The 19,750-nt window shown below is 67.6% G+C and carries 20 protein-coding genes; 7 read left to right on the top strand and 13 right to left on the bottom strand.

Translation table 11 applies throughout. The annotated features are described in order from the left end of the window. Positions 1–18 precede the first annotated feature (18 nt). The 3 genes from Q8S38_RS05935 to Q8S38_RS05925 all read left to right on the top strand — a co-directional run bounded on the left by Q8S38_RS05935 (position 19) and on the right by Q8S38_RS05925 (position 3,501). The gene (locus Q8S38_RS05935) at positions 19–1,116 is read left to right on the top strand and encodes a TRAP transporter substrate-binding protein (RefSeq protein ID WP_305679500.1); all 1,098 of its coding nucleotides are present in this window, start codon (positions 19–21) and stop codon (positions 1,114–1,116) included. 157 nt (positions 1,117–1,273) lie between these two features. After that, complete coding sequence (locus Q8S38_RS05930) at positions 1,274–2,485, top strand: M24 family metallopeptidase (RefSeq protein WP_305679499.1); 1,212 nt, start codon at positions 1,274–1,276, stop codon at positions 2,483–2,485. An 80-nt stretch (positions 2,486–2,565) separates the two neighbouring features. Next, positions 2,566–3,501: a dihydrodipicolinate synthase family protein gene (locus tag Q8S38_RS05925; RefSeq protein WP_305679498.1), complete on the top strand. Its 936-nt coding sequence runs from the start codon at positions 2,566–2,568 to the stop codon at positions 3,499–3,501. 49 nt (positions 3,502–3,550) lie between these two features. Here the strand turns inward: Q8S38_RS05925 and Q8S38_RS05920 are convergent, their stop codons facing one another. The 8 genes from Q8S38_RS05920 to petA form a co-directional block, all read right to left on the bottom strand. After that, complete coding sequence (locus Q8S38_RS05920; RefSeq protein ID WP_305679497.1) at positions 3,551–4,852, bottom strand: diguanylate cyclase; 1,302 nt, start codon at positions 4,850–4,852, stop codon at positions 3,551–3,553. 62 nt (positions 4,853–4,914) lie between these two features. Further along, complete coding sequence (locus Q8S38_RS05915) at positions 4,915–5,559, bottom strand: class II aldolase/adducin family protein (protein ID WP_305679496.1); 645 nt, start codon at positions 5,557–5,559, stop codon at positions 4,915–4,917. 13 nt (positions 5,560–5,572) lie between these two features. Beyond that, entirely contained in the window at positions 5,573–6,682 is a 1,110-nt protein-coding gene (gene mtnA / locus Q8S38_RS05910) for an S-methyl-5-thioribose-1-phosphate isomerase (protein ID WP_305679495.1), read from the bottom strand. An 11-nt stretch (positions 6,683–6,693) separates the two neighbouring features. Then, positions 6,694–7,221 carry an adenine phosphoribosyltransferase gene (locus tag Q8S38_RS05905; protein ID WP_305679494.1) on the bottom strand — a complete coding sequence of 176 codons (528 nt, stop codon included), beginning with the start codon at positions 7,219–7,221 and terminating at the stop codon, positions 6,694–6,696. A 5-nt stretch (positions 7,222–7,226) separates the two neighbouring features. After that, positions 7,227–8,105, bottom strand: a complete 879-nt coding sequence (locus tag Q8S38_RS05900; RefSeq protein WP_305679493.1) for an S-methyl-5'-thioadenosine phosphorylase — start codon at positions 8,103–8,105, stop codon at positions 7,227–7,229. Between the two features lie 141 nt (positions 8,106–8,246). Continuing rightward, positions 8,247–9,116, bottom strand: coding sequence for a cytochrome c1 (locus Q8S38_RS05895; RefSeq protein ID WP_305679492.1), 870 nt, complete (start codon positions 9,114–9,116; stop codon positions 8,247–8,249). Positions 9,117–9,124: 8 nt separating this feature from the next. Beyond that, positions 9,125–10,408: a cytochrome b gene (locus tag Q8S38_RS05890; RefSeq protein WP_305679491.1), complete on the bottom strand. Its 1,284-nt coding sequence runs from the start codon at positions 10,406–10,408 to the stop codon at positions 9,125–9,127. A 71-nt stretch (positions 10,409–10,479) separates the two neighbouring features. After that, positions 10,480–11,031 carry a ubiquinol-cytochrome c reductase iron-sulfur subunit gene (petA, locus tag Q8S38_RS05885; RefSeq protein WP_305679490.1) on the bottom strand — a complete coding sequence of 184 codons (552 nt, stop codon included), beginning with the start codon at positions 11,029–11,031 and terminating at the stop codon, positions 10,480–10,482. Between the two features lie 335 nt (positions 11,032–11,366). Here petA and Q8S38_RS05880 point away from each other — a divergent pair, with 335 nt between their 5' ends. Both Q8S38_RS05880 and Q8S38_RS05875 read left to right on the top strand, forming a co-directional pair. Continuing rightward, entirely contained in the window at positions 11,367–11,717 is a 351-nt protein-coding gene (locus Q8S38_RS05880) for a hypothetical protein (protein ID WP_305679489.1), read from the top strand. Beyond that, complete coding sequence (locus Q8S38_RS05875) at positions 11,717–13,357, top strand: methyl-accepting chemotaxis protein (RefSeq protein WP_305679488.1); 1,641 nt, start codon at positions 11,717–11,719, stop codon at positions 13,355–13,357. The genes Q8S38_RS05880 and Q8S38_RS05875 overlap by 1 nt, the downstream gene beginning before the upstream one ends. Before the next feature lie 27 nt (positions 13,358–13,384). Here Q8S38_RS05875 and Q8S38_RS05870 read toward each other — a convergent pair whose 3' ends face one another. Continuing rightward, positions 13,385–15,250, bottom strand: coding sequence for an ABC transporter ATP-binding protein (locus Q8S38_RS05870; protein WP_305679487.1), 1,866 nt, complete (start codon positions 15,248–15,250; stop codon positions 13,385–13,387). Positions 15,251–15,429: 179 nt separating this feature from the next. On the opposite strand from Q8S38_RS05870, the gene Q8S38_RS05865 reads away from it, so the two are divergent. Together Q8S38_RS05865 and hemF are read left to right on the top strand one after the other, a co-directional pair. Then, positions 15,430–15,948 carry a tRNA (cytidine(34)-2'-O)-methyltransferase gene (locus Q8S38_RS05865; protein WP_305679486.1) on the top strand — a complete coding sequence of 173 codons (519 nt, stop codon included), beginning with the start codon at positions 15,430–15,432 and terminating at the stop codon, positions 15,946–15,948. 29 nt (positions 15,949–15,977) lie between these two features. After that, complete coding sequence (hemF, locus tag Q8S38_RS05860) at positions 15,978–16,913, top strand: oxygen-dependent coproporphyrinogen oxidase (RefSeq protein ID WP_371125839.1); 936 nt, start codon at positions 15,978–15,980, stop codon at positions 16,911–16,913. A gap of 4 nt (positions 16,914–16,917) precedes the next feature. Here the strand turns inward: hemF and Q8S38_RS05855 are convergent, their stop codons facing one another. Genes Q8S38_RS05855 through Q8S38_RS05840 form a run of 4 tightly spaced genes read right to left on the bottom strand, consistent with a single transcriptional unit; the run spans position 16,918 to position 19,663 of the window. Next, entirely contained in the window at positions 16,918–18,162 is a 1,245-nt protein-coding gene (locus Q8S38_RS05855; RefSeq protein WP_305679485.1) for a CCA tRNA nucleotidyltransferase, read from the bottom strand. Then, positions 18,159–18,416, bottom strand: a complete 258-nt coding sequence (locus Q8S38_RS05850; protein ID WP_054143080.1) for a DUF6111 family protein — start codon at positions 18,414–18,416, stop codon at positions 18,159–18,161. The genes Q8S38_RS05855 and Q8S38_RS05850 overlap by 4 nt, the downstream gene beginning before the upstream one ends. Positions 18,417–18,437: 21 nt before the next feature. Next, positions 18,438–19,082: a CoA pyrophosphatase gene (locus Q8S38_RS05845; RefSeq protein WP_305679484.1), complete on the bottom strand. Its 645-nt coding sequence runs from the start codon at positions 19,080–19,082 to the stop codon at positions 18,438–18,440. After that, complete coding sequence (locus Q8S38_RS05840; protein WP_305679483.1) at positions 19,082–19,663, bottom strand: DUF1285 domain-containing protein; 582 nt, start codon at positions 19,661–19,663, stop codon at positions 19,082–19,084. The genes Q8S38_RS05845 and Q8S38_RS05840 overlap by 1 nt, the downstream gene beginning before the upstream one ends. Positions 19,664–19,750: the final 87 nt, after the last annotated feature.

Raw genomic sequence — 19,750 nt, 5'->3', positions numbered from 1 at the left:
GGGCAGGAAACGACGGTCATGAAGCGCAGATTATTGTTGAAGGGCGCCGCGGCAGGCGCGGCCGCCGGCATCGCCGCCCCGGCGATCGCTCAGAGCACGCCCACCGTGACCTGGCGACTGGCGTCGAGCTATCCCAAGTCGCTGGAGACGCTCTATGGCGCCTGCACGCATCTTTCGGAAGCCGTCTCGGCCGTCACCGACGGCAAGTTCAAGATCCAGGTCTTCGCGGCCGGCGAGATCGTACCGGCGCTGCAGGTCGCCGACGCCGTGACCAACGGCACCGTCGAGATGGGCCATTCCGGCTCCTATTTCTATATCGGCAAGGACACCGCCTTCGCCTTCGGCACGGTCATTCCCTGGGGGCCCAACAGCCGCCAGATGCAGGCCTGGCTGTTCCATGCCGGCGGGCTCGAACTGCTCAACGAGTTCTATGCCAAGTTCAACATCTACAATCTGCCCGCCGGCAACACCGGGGCGCAGATGGGTGGCTGGTTCCGCAAGGAGATCAAGTCGGCGGCCGATCTCCAAGGCCTGAAGATGCGCATCGGCGGGCTGGGCGGCAATGTCCTGCAGAAGATGGGCGTGGTGCCGCAGCAGCTCGGCGCCGGCGACATCTACCCGGCGCTGGAACGCGGCGTGCTCGATGCGGTCGAGTTCGTCGGTCCCTATGACGACGAGAAGCTCGGCTTCGCCCGCGTCGCGCCCTATTACTACTATCCCGGCTTCTGGGACGGCTGCGCGGAACTGAGCTTCTTCATCAATCTGGAGAAGTGGAACAGCCTGCCACCGACCTATCAGCGGGTGCTCAAGACCTGCGCGATGGCCTCCGGCCACGACATGCAGGCGAAATATGACGCGCTCAACCCGCCGGCCCTGAAGCGGCTGATTGCCGGCGGCGCGCAGCTACGCCCGCTGCCCAACGACATCCTCAAGGCGAGCTACAAGCACACCAAGGATCTCTACGCCGAGATGTCGGCCGCCAACCCCGCATTCAAAAAGATCTACGACCACCTCTGGGCCTTCCAGCAGGACAGCACGCGCTTCTGGCAGATCTCCGACCTCTCCTTCGACCTGATGTCGGCGACGGCGCTGCAGCAGCGCTGGCAGGACGGCTGAGCCCAAAGCCGATCCGAAGCCAGACGATCCGGAGGCGCCGCTTCGCCCGCGCCTCCGCCTTTCGGGAACGATCCATGTCCCCTAATGGCAAGGGCGGCGCCGACGTGGCGCCCCCCTTCCTCCCTTTGCCCAGCCTGATGCTTAAGGACAAGCGACCATGACGACCGGAGTAGGCGGATCGAGCTTCGAGGCGGAACTCGCCGGGCTGAAGCCGATGACCGACGGGATCGAGCCGATCGCGGTGACGGAATTCAAGCAGCGCGTCGCCCGGGCGCAGGGCCTGCTGCGCGCACAGGGCCTGCAGGCCCTCTATCTGGATACCTCGACAAGCCTGGCCTATTTCACCGGCATCGAGCTTCATCCCAGCGAGCGCCTGCACGGCGCGATCATCCCCGCCGAGGGCGAGATCGCCTATCTGAGTCCCGCCTTCGAGGAGCCCAAGACGCGCGAATACATGCGCTTCGGCGACGATGTCCGCTGCTGGGAAGAGCATGAGGACCCGACGCAGCTGGTCATCGAGACCATCCGCAGCATGGGCTATGACAGCGGGCAGGTCGCGCTCGACCCGCAGACCCCGTTCTTCATCGTCGACGGGCTGCGCAAGGCCGGCAACCGCTTCACCTTCGCACAGGGCGGCACGATCACTGCCGCCTGCCGGCAGCTGAAATCAGCCGCCGAGATCGCCCTGATCCAGCGCGCCATGGACATCACCCTGGCGGTCCACCGCGCCGCCGCCCGCGCCCTGCAGGCCGGCGTGACGACTGCCCAGACCCGGGACTTCCTCGACCGCGCCCATCGCAAGCTCGGCATGAGCACGTCCTTCGGCGCCGCCCAGTTCGGCGAGGCGACCGCCTACCCCCATGGCGTCCCCCATGAGCAGACCCTGGTCGAGGGCGACATGGTGCTTATCGACATGGGCACCAAGGTCGGCGGCTATCGCTCCGACATCACCCGCACCTATGTCTTCGGCGAGCCGAGCCCGCGCCAGCGCGAGATCTGGAACCTGGAGAAGAAGGCCCAGCTCGCCGGCTTCGCGGCCGCCCAGCTCGGCGCGCCCTGCGAAAATGTCGACATCGGCGCGCGCGGCGTCATCGAGGCGGCAGGATACGGTCCCGGCTACAAGGTACCCGGCCTGCCCCACCGGACCGGGCACGGGCTGGGTCTCGACGTCCATGAGGAGCCCTATATGGTCAAGGGCAACAAGACCCCGCTGGCCGTCGGCATGTGCTTCTCGGTCGAGCCGATGATGTGCATTTACGGCGAGTTCGGCGTCCGCCTCGAGGACATCGCCTATATGACGGAGGACGGCGCGCGCTGGTTCACGAAGCCCGCCCACACCATCGACGACCCCTTCGGCCAGGACGCCTGAGGGCCACCAATCCCGAGGCCCACGCCGCGCTCCCGTTTCCCCGATCAAACTGGCCCACGCCCACACAAAGGACACGCTCCATGGCTTCGGATGTCTTCGCCGGCACCATCCCCGCCCTCATGACGCCCTGCCGGGCCGACAGGACGCCCGATTTCGACGCCCTTGTTCGCAAGGGCCAGGAGCTGATCGCGGCCGGCATGTCGGCGGTGGTCTATTGCGGCTCGATGGGCGACTGGCCGCTGCTGACCGACGAGCAGCGCATGGAAGGCACCGCGCGGCTGACCAAAGCGGGCATTCCGGTCATCGTCGGCACAGGCGCGCAGAACACGCAGCGCGCCGCGGCGCTCGCCGCCCATGCCAGCGCGGTCGGCGCCAAGGGGTTGATGGTCATCCCCCGCGTGCTCTCGCGCGGCCCCTCGCCGTCCGCCCAGAAGGCGCATTTCGCCGCGATCCTGCAAGCCGCCAACGGCCTGCCGGCGGTGATCTACAACAGCCCCTATTACGGCTTCGAGACCCGCGCGGACCTGTTCTTCCAGCTCCGCGCGGACTTTCCCAACCTGATCGGCTTCAAGGAATTCGGCGGCGCCAAGAGCCTGACCTATGCGGCCGAGAACATCACCGGCCAGTCCGACGACATCACCCTGATGGTCGGCGTCGACACGCAGGTCTTCCACGGCTTCGTCAATTGCGGCGCCAGCGGCGCGATCACCGGCATCGGCAACGTGCTGCCCAAGCCCGTCCTGCATCTGGTGGCGCTCTGCGAGCAGGCCGCCACAGGCGATGTCGCGGCCCGCGCCAAGGCGCTCGAACTCGACGGCGCACTGGCCGTGCTGTCGAGCTTCGACGAGGGCCCCGACCTCGTGCTGTTCTACAAATATCTGATGGTGCTCGAGGGCAGCCCCGAATACGAGCTGCACTTCAACGCCTCCGACAGCCTCAGCGACGGCCAGAAGCACTACGCCCGCACCCAGCTCGCGCTGTTCAAGCGCTGGTATGCGGCCTGGACGAAGGGCTGACGCGGTACGGCCCGGCCGTGTGGCGCCGCTCAGGCTCCAGACGGTCCGGTCAAGCCAGGCGGCGCGTGCCCGGCAATGGTTGCGACTCGATCCGGTCGCGACCATTGCGCTTGGCCGCGTAAAGCGCCTCATCGGCGCAGCCGTAAAGCATGTCCTCATCGATCGGCCCCTCGGCGGAGCAGAGCCCGATCGAGACCGTCGCGCGGTCGAGCTCGGGATGGAGGCTTCGCCATGGCGCGCGGGCCAGCGCCGCGCGGATTGCGAGCCCCATCCGGTGAGCGTCCGCCAACGAGGCTCCGCCGAGGACCACGCCGAATTCCTCGCCGCCGATGCGGGACACGAGCCGCCGGTGGCCGCTGGCCTGCTCGGCCACGATCGACCCGATCATCCTCAGACAGGCGTCACCGACCAGATGGCCGAAGCGGTCGTTGATCGCCTTGAAATGATCGACGTCGATCGCCAGCAGCGACAGCGGTCTGGCGATCCGGGCCTCGGCCGCGAGGAACGCCATGAAGGCGCGCCGGTTGGCGAGGCCCGTCAGCGCATCGGTGCCCGCGAGCTTTGCCAGTTCTTCATTGGCCCGTTGCAGCGCGGCCTGCGCCTCGACGAGTTCGATGTGCTGGCGCTTGGCGGCCGTGATGTCGGCGTGGGTGAAGAAGCCGATGCCGCCGAGGCTGTGGCGGGCGACGACCCTCAGCCAGCGCTGGCCGGGCAACTCGATTTCGAAGGGCGCACCGTCATAGCGCAGGCCATTGCGAATGGCGGCACGCCAGGCGCCTGCCGGTGAACCATCGCGCCAGCACCAGGCGGTGATGTCGTCGAGCGTGCAGCCGACCACCGGCCGGTCTCCGGGCAGGCCGTAGAGCTGCCTGAACGCATCGTTGGCGGCGACGATCCGATCATCCGCGTCCAGAATGGTCGCTCCGTCGGGAATGAAGGGCAGCGCCTCGAACACGGGCAGCACGCGTTCGGGAACGGCCTCCGCCCGATGTTCGGCATCCAGCCGCTGCCACAGCCGCACACGCCCGCCATCGGGAGCGCGAAGCGACGAGGCGCGCAGCCGCCGACCATGATGAATGAATTCGAAGGGCTGCGTCTGGTTCGCGTGGCGCGCAACGCCCTCCGCGATGTAACGCTCGACCTCGGGCATCTCCTCCGGAGACAGGCGACAGTGATAGAAACGGACGAGATTGTCCGCGTAGGGCTCGCCGACATAGATCTCGCCGTCATCCTCCGGGAAGAACTGGAGGAATGTGCTGTTCCAGCTGACAGCATCCAGCCGCGCGTCATACTCGCAGGCAGCAATGCCGAGCATATCCAGGGAGGCATGCAGGTACGGCGACAGGATCATAGGCTTTCATGCCGCATGGGCATTAACAAGCCGTAAGATACCCCAGCACCAAGGCCCTGGCCTCAGCCGACCTTGCCGTATCCCGCGAACTTCGCGCTCACCCGCACCATTTCCGCCTCGTCGAGGATGACCGGCTCCAGACCCGCAGCGAGGATGTCGAGATACTGGCCTGCCAGGTTCTCGACCTCCGCCACGATCTGGTGCGCCCCGGCGAGCGAGGCGCCGAGCGCGATGACACCGTGATTGGCGAGCAGCACCGCCTTGCGCCCCTCCAGCGCCCGCACCGCGTTCTCCGCCAGTTCCGGCGTGCCGAAGGTCGCATACTCCGCGCAGCGCACATCGGCCCCGCCGCAGAGCGCGATCATGTAGTGGAAGGCGGGGATGCCACGCCGCGTCGAGGCGAGCGCGGTGGCCCGCGGCGAATGCGTGTGGACGATCGCCTGCGCCTCGCTTCTGGCCTGATAGATCGCGGCATGGAACGGCCATTCCGAGGACGGCTTGCGCCCGCCCGATAGCACCGCGCCGTCGAGCGAGAGCTCGATCAGATCATCGGGTGTCGTCTGCGCATAGGGCAGGCCCGAGGGCGTGATCAGGAAGCCGGCATCCGTCCGCGCCGAGACATTGCCCGATTTCGACGGGCAGAAACCCGCTCTGTCGATGGCCTGGGCAACGGCGACGATCTCTGCGCCGAATTCGTGTCTGGTCATGGTCTCATCCTGCTCAAGCCGCCGGCCGTCCGGCGCGCGCGGGAAACAGCCGCGCCAGCCCCTGAGCGCTCGCCTCGCAGACGCCGCGCTCCGTGATCAGCCCGGTCACGAGACGCGCCGGCGTGACGTCGAAGGCCGGGTTGGCTGCGGGACTGCCCGGCGCGACCACCTGGAAGGACCGGACCTCGCCATCGTCGCCCAGCCCGGAGAGATGCGTGACCTCGCGAGCCGAGCGCTCCTCGATCGGAATGCCCCGCACACCATCCGACAGGGTCCAGTCGATCGTCGGCGAGGGCAGCGCAACATAGAAGGGCACGCCAGTGTCATGCGCGGCCAGCGCCTTGAGATAGGTCCCGATCTTGTTGGCGACATCGCCGCTCGCCGTCGTCCGGTCGGTGCCGACGATCACCATGTCGACCTGGCCGCGCTGCATCAGATGGCCGCCGGCATTGTCGGTGATCACGGTATGCGGCACGCCATGGGCGCCGAGTTCGTAAGCCGTGAGCGCCGCGCCCTGGTTGCGCGGCCGCGTCTCATCGACCCAGACATGTACGGGGATGCCGCCGTCATGCGCCAGATAGATCGGCGCCAGCGCCGTGCCCCAGTCGACGGTCGCCAGCCAGCCGGCGTTGCAATGGGTCAGGATGTTGAGGGTCGCGCCCTCCGCCTTCTCGGCCTGGATCGAACGGATCACGCCGAGACCGTGCTCGCCGATCGCGCGGCACAAGGCGACGTCCTCGTCGCAGAGCGCCGCCGCCTCGGCATAGGCGGCCGCCATGCGCTCCTGCGATGGCAGGGGTGCCAGCCGCTCCCGCATCCGCGCCAGGGCCCAGTGCAGGTTGACCGCCGTCGGTCGTGTCGCGCCGAGCAGGACAAGCGCCGCGTCCAGCGTCGCGTCGGAGGCCTCCATGCGCATCGCCAGCGCCACGCCATAGGCGGCGGTCGCCCCGATCAGCGGCGCGCCGCGCACGACCATGCTGCGGATCGCCTCGGCCGCGGCCTCCGCCGAGGACAGGGTCACCGTCTCGAAGCGGAAGGGCAGCCGCGTCTGGTCGATGACGCCGACTCGCCAGCCATCGGGCGCAAGCCAGATCGTGCGGTAGGGCTGACCGTGGATCTTCATCGAAGCCGCCTTCAGTGCCCGCCGAAGGAGACCAATGTGCGCACCGGCACGCCCAGCCGCCGGACCCTGTCGGCGCCGCCGAGATCGGGCAGATCGACGATGAAGCAGGCCGCGACCACCTCGGCCCCCAGGCGCGAGAGCAGGTTCACGGCGCCTTCGGCCGTGCCGCCCGTCGCGATCAGATCGTCGACCAGCAGCACGCGCTCGCCGGGCGAGACCGCATCCTTATGGACCTCGATCTCGTCGGTGCCGTATTCCAGCTCATAGGTGACGCTGACCGTCTCGTGCGGCAGCTTGCCCTTCTTGCGCACCGGGACGAAGCCGGCCGAAAGCTGGTGCGCGACGGCCCCGCCCAGGATGAAGCCGCGGGCCTCGATGCCGGCGATCTTGGCGATCTTCAGCCCCGCAAAGGGCTGCACCAGCTCGTCCACCGCCCGCCGGAAGGCGCGCGCATCGCCCAGAAGCGTGGTGATGTCGCGGAAGACGATGCCGGGCTTGGGATAATCCGGGATCGAGCGAATGCTGTCGGCAAGGTTCATCGTCGTCAGGCCACTTTCAGCACACGCCCGGCCACCGCATCGAGCTTGGCCAGCAGAGCGGGATCGCGAACGTCGGGGGCGGTGATGATGGCACTGTCCAGCGCGTTGTGGGAGCCCACCGGACAGGGGATGCGCTGCGCCGGAAAATCGGCCGCGAGCCGGGCGACCAGCCGCTTGGCCTTGTCGGCGTTCTCATGCAGCACCTTGACCACGGCGGCGACGTCGACGGGCCCATGGTCCTCATGCCAGCAGTCGAAATCCGTCACCATCGCGACGGTCGCATAGGTGATCTCGGCCTCGCGCGCGAGCTTGGCCTCGGGCATCGCCGTCATGCCGATCAGGTCGTAGCCGAGGGTCTTGTAGGTCATCGATTCTGCATAGGTCGAGAACTGCGGCCCTTCCATCGTCACCAGCGTCCCGCCGCGCACGAAGGCGAGCCCCTCGGCCGTCGCCGCATCGGCGATTCGGCTCTGCAGCGCCGGCCCGACCGGATGGGCGAGCGAGACATGCGCGACGCAGCCACGGCCGAAGAAGGAGCTTGGGCGCCCGCTGGTGCGGTCGACGAACTGGTCGACCAGCACGAACAGCCCGGGATAGTGCTCCGCCTTGTAGGAGCCGCAGGCCGACAGCGACACCAGATCGGTCACGCCGGCGCGTTTCATCACGTCGATATTGGCGCGGTAATTGATCTCCGAAGGCGGGATCGCGTGGCCACGACCATGACGCGGCAGGAAGACGATCCGGGTCTGCCCGATGCGCCCCATTCGCAGCACGTCCGAAGGCTCGCCCCAGGGGCTCGCCACAGCTTCCTCGCGCAGATCCGTCAGCCCCGGCAGGTCATAGATGCCCGATCCGCCGATGATCCCGAGAACGGCTTCGCTCATGCTGTTGTCCTTCGTTGCAGGGCCGGGCCAGGGAGGCTTGGCTCTGGGCCCCTTCGCACACCCGCCCCATCCCTACAATGACAGCGCAAGCCGCCAACGAAAAAGGCCCCGTCACCGGGGCCTTCTCTCTATCCGTCGTTGTCAGTGCGCCGGCGTGCCGTCGGGCATCCGCGACCAGACCTTCTTCTTCGTGTAGTAGAGCAGCCCGCCGAAGAGCAGCAGGAACAGCATGACCTGCAGGCCGATACGCTTGCGCGCCTCGAGATGCGGCTCGGCCGCCCACATCAGAAAGGACGTCACGTCCTTGGCATACTGCTTGGCGGTTTCGGGGACCTGGGGCTGGCCATCGGGGCCCTTGGGATATTCGACCTGGCCGTCGTTCAGGACGTTGGGCATCGCGATCAGGTGGCCGGGCATATAGGTGTTGTAATACTGGCCCGGCAGCAGGGTGACGCCCTCGGGCGGCGGGTCCTTGTACCCCGTCAGCAGCGCGGCGACGTAGTCGGGCCCCTGCTCCTGATACTGGGTGAACATGTCGAAGACGAAGCGCGGGAAGCCGCGCTCATAGGTGCGCGCCTTGGTGATCACGGAGAGATCGAGCGGGTAGGCCCCGCCATTGGCGGCGCGCGCCGCCTGCTCGTTGGGGAAGGGCGAGGGGAACGGATCGGCCGGGCGACCGGGACGCTCGAACATCTCGCCCGCGTCGTTGGGGCCGTCCTGCACCTGGAACGTCGCCGCCAGCGCGGTGATCTGACCGGCCGAGAACTCCGGCCCGCCGGGCTGCGAGAGGTTGCGGAAGCGCAGCAGCGACGCCGCGTGGCAGTTGGCACAAACCTCTTTGAAGACCTTGTAGCCGCGCTGGAGCTGGGCCCTGTCGAAGGTGCCGAACGGCCCCGAGAACGACCAGCTGAGGGCCGGGGGCTCGACGCGTTCGCCGGCCGCCTGGGCGGTCAGCGGAAGCGCGGCAAGCAGGAGGCCGAAGGCGGCCGAGCGGACCGAAATCTTGCTCATGATTCGTCTCAGCCCTTGGCGTTGGGTTCGGCAGCGGTGGCGACGGCCATTCGCGCGCCCGACCCACCCTGGATCGAAGCGAAAATGGAATCGGCGATCGAGGTCGGCAGAGCCTTCGGCCGCTCGAACAGCCCCACCACGAACAGCGCGACGAAGTAGCCGAAATACAGCGCCGTGAAGATCTGCGAGGCGATGACGTAACCGCCCTCCGCCGGCATGGCGCCGAGCCAGCCCAGCGCGATGCAGACCACCACGAAGGCCCAGAACAGCTGGCGCGCGATCGGGCGATAGCTCATCGAGCGGACCTTGGAGCTGTCGATCCATGGCAGGAAGGCCAGCACCACGATGGCACCGCCCATCGCGATGACGCCGCCGAGCTTGTCGGGAATGGCGCGCAGGATCGCGTAGAAGGGCAGGAAGTACCATTCCGGCACGATATGAGCCGGCGTCACGGCCGGGTTGGCCGGGATGTAGTTGTCGGCATGACCCAGGAAGTTGGGCAGGTAGAACACGAAGTAGCTGAACAGGCCGATGAAGCACACCATCGCGAACAGGTCCTTGACCGTCGCATAGGGCGTGAACGGGACCGTATCCTTGGCGACGTTCTTGACCTCGACGCCGGTCGGGTTGTTCTGCCCGACATGGTGCAGCGCCCAGACATGCAGGATCACCACGCCGAAGATCATGAACGGCAGCAGGTAGTGCAGCGAGAAGAACCGGTTCAGCGTCGGATTGTCGACCGAGAAGCCGCCCCACAGGAAGGTCACGATCGTCTCGCCGACGATCGGCAGGGCCGAGAACAGGTTGGTGATGACGGTCGCGCCCCAGAAGGACATCTGACCCCAGGGCAGGACGTAGCCCATGAAGGCGGTCGCCATCATCAGCAGAAGGATCACGACGCCCAGGATCCAGAGCACCTCGCGCGGGGCCTTGTAGGAGCCGTAATACAGCCCGCGGAACATGTGGATGTAGACGGCGACGAAGAACATCGAGGCGCCGTTGGAGTGCAGGTAGCGCAGCAGCCAGCCATAGTTCACGTCGCGCATGATGTGCTCGACGGACTTGAACGCCATCGTCGAATGCGGCGTGTAGTGCATCGCCAGGATGATGCCGGTCACGATCTGCGACACCAGCATCAGCATCAGGATCCCGCCGAAGGTCCAGAAGTAGTTCAGGTTGCGCGGAACCGGATAGGACACGCCGGCATCATGCGCGAGGCGCACGATCGGCAGGCGCGCATCGAGCCAGCGCTCGAAGCCGGACTTGGGAACGTAGGTGCTGTGACCACTCATGCGGAATGCCTCAGGGCTGTCTCTGCAAGGCTGGAACGGAAGACCAGGCTGGAACGGGGAAAAGGCACCGCTCAGCCGATCCGGATCTTGGTGTCGGCGCTGAACGTGTAGGGCGGCACCGGCAGGTTGGTCGGCGCCGGGCCCTTGCGGATGCGGCCGGACGAGTCGTAGTGCGAGCCGTGGCAGGGGCAGAACCAGCCATCGTAGTCGCCCTTCGGATCGCCGGGAGAGTTGCCTAGTGGCACGCAGCCCAGATGGGTGCAGTTGCCGTAGACCACCAGGAACTGCTCATGGCCGGCCTTGACGCGGGCCTGGTCCGGCTGCGGATCGGGCAGCGAGGCGACGTTGACCGCACGCGCCTCGTCGATCTCCTTTTGCGTGCGATGACGCACGAAGATCAGCTTGCCGCGCCAGAACAGCTTGATCGCCTGGCCTTCCGCCACGGGGGCGAGGTCGAGATCGATCGGCGCGCCTGCGGCGACCGTCTGCGCGTCGGGCGCGAGCTGGCTGACCAGCGGCACGACGACTGCGCCCAGTCCGACCACGCCGACGGCGCCGGTCGCCAGCATCAGGAAGTCGCGGCGGTTAGGTTCGGTGGGCTTCGTATCGGTCGCGTTCGCCACGATCCAATCCTCTACAACGTCGATCGAGCCTTTGAACGACTCGAAATTACAGGCCTGCGCCGTATGTACGGGCGTGTGATCACGGCCGCAATGCGGCGGCGCGTCACTGTCGCGCTCTTTGGCATGCAGTTTGGACGAAGTCTACTGTTGTGCCCGGGACAAGCTGAACGGGGAAAGCGCCCGCGCCGCGCGTCGCGGCAGGCGAGGGTTGAAGCACTCCGGTCCGGTACCTTTCCCGGTTTTGCGTACCCTGAGACCCCGTCAAGCCACCCTGACAATCCACGCTCCACCGAGCGTCAAGGCAAGCGGCTTCCGTAAGGGAAAATTAACGCTGCGTGACCACGCTGCTTCAAATCTTAGCAACAGGCCCAGCCCCCATCATGAGTGTTTTGACTTGGCTGCCCGCGGTGGCGATCGGGGCGGTTTCGACGATGCTCGTCCCGATCATGGCGGCCCGCCCGCTGAGCGCGTCGATCGCGGCCGGCGTCTTTCCGCCATGGTGGAGCAACACCGAGATCGTCTCGGCGGCGTCGCGCGCCGGCTCCATCGTGGGCAGCGGAACGCTGCCTTTCGTCATCATCGTCCGCGTCGAGGAGGGCGAAGCCGCCCAGCGTCTCAGCGAACAGGGCGCGCTTTTCTCCCTTGACCCAAGCGGCGCCCCCCTGTGCGCAAGGATCGAACGCTAATGACGCTGTCCATCTCTGACTTTCGAAAACTCGGCAACGGCATGATCGTCGCAACGATCTGGACCGCGGTGCCGGCCGTCCTGCTGACGGCGGCCTCGCCGGTCGGCATCGGGGTCGCCGCAGTCGCCTTGAGCCTGTGCGCCACGGTGCTCGCCTGGCTCGACCGGGGCGATAGCGGCACGCCGCTCGCGCTCGGCGTATCGCTGATGGTCGCCGTTTCGCTGGTGGTTGCCGCGCTCGCCGGCAATCCCTGGCAGATCGATCTCCACATGGCCTATTTTGCCGCGCTGGCAATGCTGATTGTCTATTGTGACTGGAAGGTCATCGCCGCTGCCGCCGGCGTCGTCGCCGTGCATCATCTGCTGCTGTCGCTCGTCATGCCCGGCCTCGTGTTTCCCGGCGACGGGGCGCTGGATCGGGTCATGATTCACGCGGCCATCCTGGTCGCCGAGGCGCTGACCCTGGCTTGGGCGGCACAAACGATTCGCGCCACGCTGGCTGCCGCGGAGAGCTCGCTGGCCAGGGCCGATGCAGCCCTCGCAGAGGCCGCGACGGCGCAACAGGCGGCCGAGGAGGCCAGCGAACTCACGCACAAGGCCCGCAACGCACAGCAGACTGCCATGGCCGACAGCATGGCCTTGCAGCAGGTTGGTGAGCGGGAGCGCATGCTGGTTGTCGCAGGCCTCGCACAGGGATTGGACAGCCTGGCCCGGGGCGACCTGACGCACCGGATCGAAACGACATTCCCGGCCGACTACGAGAAGCTGCGCTCCGACTTCAATCACGCATCCGAACGGCTGAACGACACGATGCTCAGCATCACCAACGTCGCTGCCAGAATTCGGGGTGCGGGCGAGGAGATCAGCAGCGGTTCGCTGGACCTCGCGCATCGGACGGAGCAGCAGGCGACCTCGCTGCAGGAAAGCGCATCGACCGCCGAGCAACTCGCCGCGTCCGTCAAGCTGACGACGCAATCGTCTCAGAAGGCGGTCGCACAGGCTCGCAACGCCACCGAGATCGCTGAAAAAGGCGGCCAGATCGTCGGTTCAGCCGTGCGCGCCATGGAGGCGCTCGAAGCCTCCGCCCAGAAGATCTCCGACATCACGAATGTCATCGACGACATCGCCTTCCAGACCAACCTGCTGGCGCTCAATGCCGCCGTCGAGGCCGCCCGTGCGGGCGATGCCGGCAAGGGGTTCGCGGTCGTCGCAGCCGAAGTCCGGGTGCTGGCCCAGCGCTCCGGTGAGGCCGCCAAGGATATCGAGACGTTGATCGCGGCCTCGAACAGCCACGTCGGCGACGGCGTGCGGCTGGTGCGGTCGTCCGGCGAAGCCCTGCAGGACATCGTTCTGGCGTCCACCGGTGTCGCCGCGACGATCTCGGATGTCGCCGCCGCGTCGATCGAGCAATCGCGGGGCATTGAGGAGATGAGCCGGACCGTCGCCAAGCTCGACGAGATGACCCAGCAGAACGCATCGCTGGCGGAGGAAAGCTCTGCCTCCGCGACGTCGCAGACCACGCAGATCGAGACGCTGACGCAACTGGTACGAAGCTTCCGGACGACGTCGGACGGAGCAGTCCGGGGATATCAGCCTGCGGACCGGCTGGCGCCCCGTGCCAGCCTCCGCCGAGGAGCCTGACACCCGCAGAAACACGCGCTCTCGGCGCTAAGCCGGGAGCTTTTCGGGGTCCGCGGCCGCCAGGAAACCGCCGGACTGGCGCGACCACAGCCGCGCATAGAGCCCGCCGCGGGCCACAAGTTCGGCATGGCTGCCAATATCGACGATCCGGCCCTGATCGAGCACGATCAGCCGGTCCAGCGCGGCGATGGTCGACAGGCGATGCGCGATCGCGATCACCGTCTTGCCCTCCATCAGCGATGTCAGCTGGTCCTGGATCGCCGCCTCGACCTCGGAATCGAGCGCCGAAGTCGCTTCGTCGAGGATCAGGATCGGCGCATCCTTGAGCAGCACGCGCGCGATCGCGATGCGCTGGCGCTGGCCGCCCGAGAGCTTCACGCCGCGCTCGCCGACGCGCGAATCGAACCCCTGCCGGCCGTCCTGGTCGGTCAGGCCCTGGACGAAGTCGTGAGCCGAGGCCTGCCGCGCGGCCTGGGCGATGTCCTCGGCGGTCGAGCCGATCCGGCCATAGGCGATGTTGTCGCCGATCGAGCGATGCAGCAGCGAATTGTCCTGCGTCACCATGCCGATCTGGGCGCGCAGCGAGTCCTGCGTGACATGGGCGATGTCCTGCCCGTCGATCAGGATGCGGCCGCCCTCCAGCGGGTAGAGCCGCAGCAGGAGGTTCACCAGCGTCGACTTGCCGGCGCCCGATGGGCCGACGAGGCCGATCTTCTCGCCGGGCGCGATCGTCAGATCGAGCCCGTCGAACAGGCCGGCGCTCTTGCCGTAGTTGAAGCGGACCTTGTCGAAGCGGATGCCGCCCTGGTCGACCACGAGCGGCGCGGCATCGGCCGCATCGGTGAGGTCGTGCGGCTTGGCGATCGTCTCCATGCTTTCCTGCACGGCGCCGATGTTCTCGAACACACCGCGCACGAGATGGATCAGCCAACTCGACATCTGCACGAGCCGCAGCACGAGCCCGATCGAAGCCGCGACCGCGCCCGGCGTCATCGTGCCCTGGCTCCACAGCCACAGGCACAGCCAGGCCGTGACCACGACCAGGAGACTGTTCATCGTCTGCAGGATGACGCTGACGCCCGTGATCAGCCGCGACAGGTTCAGGAAGGACGCGTTCCAGCGCGTCAGCGCATCGCGCACGGCCGAGCGCTCGGCATCGGCCCGGGCGAAGAGCTTCACCGTCAGGATGTTGGTGTAGGCATCGACGATGCGCCCCGTCGTCGAGGAGCGGCCGAGCGAGTTGGCTTCCGAGCGCTTTTTGGCGCGGGGCACGAAATAGGTCAAAAGCGCGGCATAGGCGGCAAGCCAGACCAGCACGGGCAGCGCCAGCCACAACGACGTCGAGCCGAAGAAGCCCAGCGCCACCGCCGCGAAGATCAGCGCGTACCAGAGATCGTCAATGACCTCGATCGTGGCGCCGCGGATCGACTGGCCCGCCTGGAGCACGCGCGAGGACAGCCGGCCGGCGAAGTCGTTCTGGAAATAGCCCAGCGCATGGCCGAGTGTGTAGACATGGTTGCGCCAGCGGATCTGGTTGGTGATCTGCGGCACCACCACCTGGTCGACAATGGCGTGGTTGGCGAAATAGATCAGCGGACGCACGACGACGAGCAGGAAGGCGGCGCCCGCCAGCGTCCAGCCATGGTCGCGGAAGATCGACTCCGGCGACTGCGTCGCCAGCAGATCGACGAACCAGCCGACCATCAGATACATCGCCGCTTCGATGCCGCTGAAGCCCAGACCCGTCAGCATGATCAGGGCAAGCCAGCCCTTCACGCCCTTGATGTGGTGCCACATGAAGAGCCAGACGCCGCGCGGCGGCGTCTCGCGCTCGTCGAAGGGCGCGAAGACGTCGATCCGGCTCTCGAGCCAGCGGAACAGGGGGGCAATCATGTCCGCCCTCCTCTGGACCGGCATGGCGACGAAATCGGGGCAAAGCTGGCGCGATGACAGGCCGGCCTTCATATCGATATGGCGCGTGGCCATGCCGAACGCCAGCCTGCGCGACGCATGCCCGGCGACGGCCCTGCCTTCTTGACGCATCTTCGACCGTCATCCCATGACAGCAGACCATGCTGCGTCTCGCCCTCTATCAACCCGACATCCCCCAGAACGCCGGGACCCTGATCCGCATGGCGGCCTGCCTCGGGATCGCGGTCGACATCGTCGAGCCCGCCGCCTTCGATGTCTCGGACCGGCATTTCCGCCGCGCCGGCATGGATTATCTCGATCGCGCGGCCGTGACGCGCCACGCTTCCTTCGCCACCTTCGAGGCCTGGCGCCGGAACGCCGGCCACCGCCTGATCCTGGCCGAGACGGATGGCGCGGTGGCCCATCTCGACTTCGCCTTCCGGCCCGGCGACATCGTCATGGTCGGCCGCGAATCCGCCGGCGCCGCGCCCGAGGTCTATGCCGCGGCCGACGCCGTGGTGCATATCCCGATGCAAAGCGGCCTGCGTTCGCTCAACGTCGCGATTGCGGCCGCCCTGGTTCTGGGCGAAGCCTTGCGGCAGGTCGGCGGATTTGCGACGCCATCCGACGGGACGCCGTCCGCCCCCCTGCCCCCGGCAGGAGCGCCCGGCGCCCGATGATTGTCTGCCGATGCCCTGAGGAGATGGGGATGACCGACCAGAAGGCCGCCGGAGCGGCCCAGACCGACCCTGCCGCGATGACACTGGCCGAGGCGATGAAGCCTCGCGCAAAGGCCTGGTTCGAAACCCTCCGCGACCAGATCTGCGCCTCCTTCGAGGCGATCGAAGCCGAGGCGACAGGGCCCTTTCCGCCCGAGACGCAGGCCCCCGGGCGTTTCGTCCGAACCCCCTGGCAGCGCAACAACCATGACGGCGCGCCCGGCGGCGGCGGCGTGATGTCGCTGATGAGCGGCCGCGTCTTCGAGAAGGTCGGCGTCCATGTCTCGACCGTCTTCGGCACCTTCCAGCCCGAATTCGCCGGCCAGATCCCCGGCGCGGCGGAAGACCCGCGCTTCCACGCCACCGGCATCTCGCTGATCGCCCATCCCTGGAATCCGCATGCGCCCACTGTCCATATGAACACGCGCTTCGTCGTCACGACGAAGCCCTGGTTCGGCGGCGGCGCCGACCTCACCCCGGTCCTCGTCGCCCGCCGCAACCAGGACGACCCCGATGCGATCGCCTTCCACGCCGCGATGCGCGAGCCCTGCGAGGCGCATGCGCCGATCGCCGACTACGACCGCTTCAAGACCTGGTGCGACGAGTATTTCCATCTGAAGCACCGCAACGAGCCGCGCGGCATCGGCGGCATTTTCTACGACTATGTCTGGTCCGGCGATCCCGAAGGCGACCTCGCCTTCACGCAAGCCGTCGGCGAAGCCTTCCTGAAGGCCTATCCGCCGATTCTGCGCGCCAATATGGCTAAGGCCTGGACCCCGGCCGACCGCGAGGAGCAGCAGATCCGCCGCGGCCGCTATGTCGAGTTCAACCTGCTCTATGACCGCGGCACGATCTTCGGCCTGCGCACCGGCGGCAATGTCGATTCGATCCTGTCCTCGATGCCGCCGACGGTGAGGTGGCCCTGAGCGACTATTGCGCGGTCCCGAGCGTGGCGACCGCCCGTGCCACCGCAGCCATCTGCACGGCCTCGTCGGCCGGCGCGCCGCTCTCGATCCAGCCGCGCCGCGCCGCCTCCAGAACCTGCCCGACCAGAGGCCCGGCCGGCACACCCAGCGCGATCACGTCGCGCCCACCGGGCAGGAAGCGCGGCGTGCGCGCCAATACAGCGATCGTCGCCTGCGTCTCTCCCTGTGCCTGCGGATCGCCACGCGCGCCCAGCAGCACGAGCCCGGCGGCAACCGCATCCTGACCGACGCGATGGGCAAGGTGGCGCAAGGCCGCGAGGGTCACCGGCGAGGCCCGCCCCGACAGCGCCTCCAGCGCCAGCGCGGTCCGCTCGATCCGGTCGAATTCGTCGTTGGACAGTCGCAGGGTCTCGCGCAGCCGCAGCGCGTCCTCCCGCACCATCACGCTGAGCGCCGCCAGCCGGAACGCCGGATGGACCAGACTGCCATCGCCCCCCTCGGCCATCGCCGCGAAGCGCGACAATTGCGGCACGCCGCCGATCACCGGCATCAGCAGACCGGCGCCCGCCATCGCCTCGATGACGCCGACCACGCCCGGCGCGACCACAAGCTTCATCACCTCGGCCCGGACCCGCTCGCGCGAAAGGCCCGCCAGCCCGGCGCGGCCCGCGATGCAGGCGGCAAGGCCCTCAGGATCGGGCGCGCCTGCGCCATAGCGGGCATGGAAGCGGAAGAAGCGCAGGATCCGCAGGTAATCCTCGCGGATGCGGCTGCCCGCATCGCCGATGAATCGGATGCGCCGCACCGCCAGATCGGCGAGCCCGCCGGCATGATCGTGCACGGTACCGGTCCCGTCGAGCGCCAGCGCATTGACCGTGAAATCCCGCCGCAGCGCGTCCGCGACGAAATCGCGGCCGAAGCGGACCACCGCCCGGCGGCCATCGGTCTCGACATCCTCGCGCAGGGTGGTGACCTCGAAGCCGATGCCCTCAGTAACCAGCGTCACGGTGCCGTGCTCGATCCCCGTCGGCACCGCCTTGAAACCGGCGGCCTGCCCGCGCCGGATCGTCTCCTGCGGCAGCGCCGTGGTGGCCAGATCGACATCGCCGACGGCCATGTCGAGCAGGAGGTCGCGCACCGCACCGCCGACGATCCGGGTTTCCTCGCCCGCGCCGTTCAGCGCCTCCAGCAGGCGCGCGAGCGGCGGCCGCGCCAGAAAGGCGGCGATGCGCGCCTGCGGCAGCGTCATTTGAACCGGCCGGGCACCAGCGTCCCGTTCTCCATATGCGGCGGCTCATAGGCGCCGGTGGCGCGCGGCGCGGTCCAGCCGCCATAGGCGACGAGCGCGATGGCAAGACCCAGTCCGACGATTGCCAGCCAGAAGACGTGCCGGCTCCAATGCTCGACATCGAGCGGGTTGCGCCGCTTCACGATGAGGTAGCCCGCGAAAATACAAAACGGCAGGACGAAGAGAAGCACCTCTTCGATGATCGAACGCAGCATGGCCTTGGTGGTCCAATCGGTTCAGCCGGCGAGCCGCTCGTAAAGATTGCGGATCATCCCGGCGGTTGCGCCCCAGATATAGCGATCCCCGAACGGCATCGCATAATAGGTGCGGTGGATGCCCTGCCACTCCCGGCCTTCGCGCCGGTGGTTGGCCGGATCGAGCAGGAAGGACAAGGGCGCCTCGAAGGCGTCGTCGACCTCATGAGCATTGAGCACCAGCGAGAAGGGCGGCTCGACCAGCGCGACCACCGGCACGATCCGATACCCTGTCCCCGTCAGATAGGCGTCGAGGAACCCAAGCGTCTGTACGCGCGAGCGCGGCAACCCGATCTCCTCCTCCGTCTCGCGCAGCGCCGTGACGAGGGGCGATCCGTCGATCGCATCGACCCGGCCGCCCGGAAACGCCACCTGCGACGAATGGCTGCGCAGGCTCGCCGCCCGCTGCGTCAGCAGCACCGTCGGCCCCGCCGGACGCGGCACGATGCCGATCAGCACCGCAGCCGCAACGGCCTCCTGTTCGTCGGGCGCCGCCATCGGCTGCGGCTGCAACTCGTGGTCGCCGCGCGGCCGGCTGATGATGTCGCCGAACGCGGGCGGCTCCGCCCGCAGCCGCTGCTTCGCCAGGGCGGCAAACTGGTCGGTGGTCAGATCCAGTGCCCGCATCACAACCCATCGATCTCGCTGGCCGGCGCCGCCGCGTAGAACGTGCCGGCCGCAGCGATCCCGAACATGGGCACGCCATCGACCGCGCGCACTTCGCCCAGCGCCAGGAGATCATAGCTGAGCGCGCGCGTCAGGCGGGCCCAGAGATTGCGCCGGACATGGACATAGGGTTTCAGCCCGTCCCCGGCCGCGCGCTCGAAGCGAATCGCATGGTCGGGCCCGACCTGGACGAGGTCGTCGACCAGCGTGCGAAAGGCGATCGCACGGGCATCGCCATCTCCCTCCACCGCCATCTCGACCGCCTGGAACGGCGCATCCTCGACCGTGATGCCGAGCTTTTCGACCGGTGTCACGAGAACGTAATCGTCGCCGTCGCGACGCAGGACGGAGGAGAACAGCTTGACCAGCGCGGGTCTGCCGATCGGCGTGCCCAGATAAAACCAGGTGCCGTCGGCGGCGATCCTCATATCGATAACGCCGCAGAAATCGGGGTTCCAGCGCTCGACCGGCGGCAGACCGCGCTTCGGGTCGCTGTTGAGCGCCGCCAGCAGCCGCTCCATCGCGCCGCCCTCGCCACTCATCGAAAAGCCTGCCGGCGCCGCATGCGGCATAGTGGTTGCATCGTCGCCTCTGCCTTGAACTCCACATAATCGTGAAGCCGTGTTCTG

This window comes from Allobosea sp. (assembly GCF_030695125.1).
Taxonomy (GTDB): Bacteria; Pseudomonadota; Alphaproteobacteria; order Rhizobiales; family Beijerinckiaceae; genus Allobosea.
This window is presented reverse-complemented; position numbering and strand designations above follow the sequence as displayed.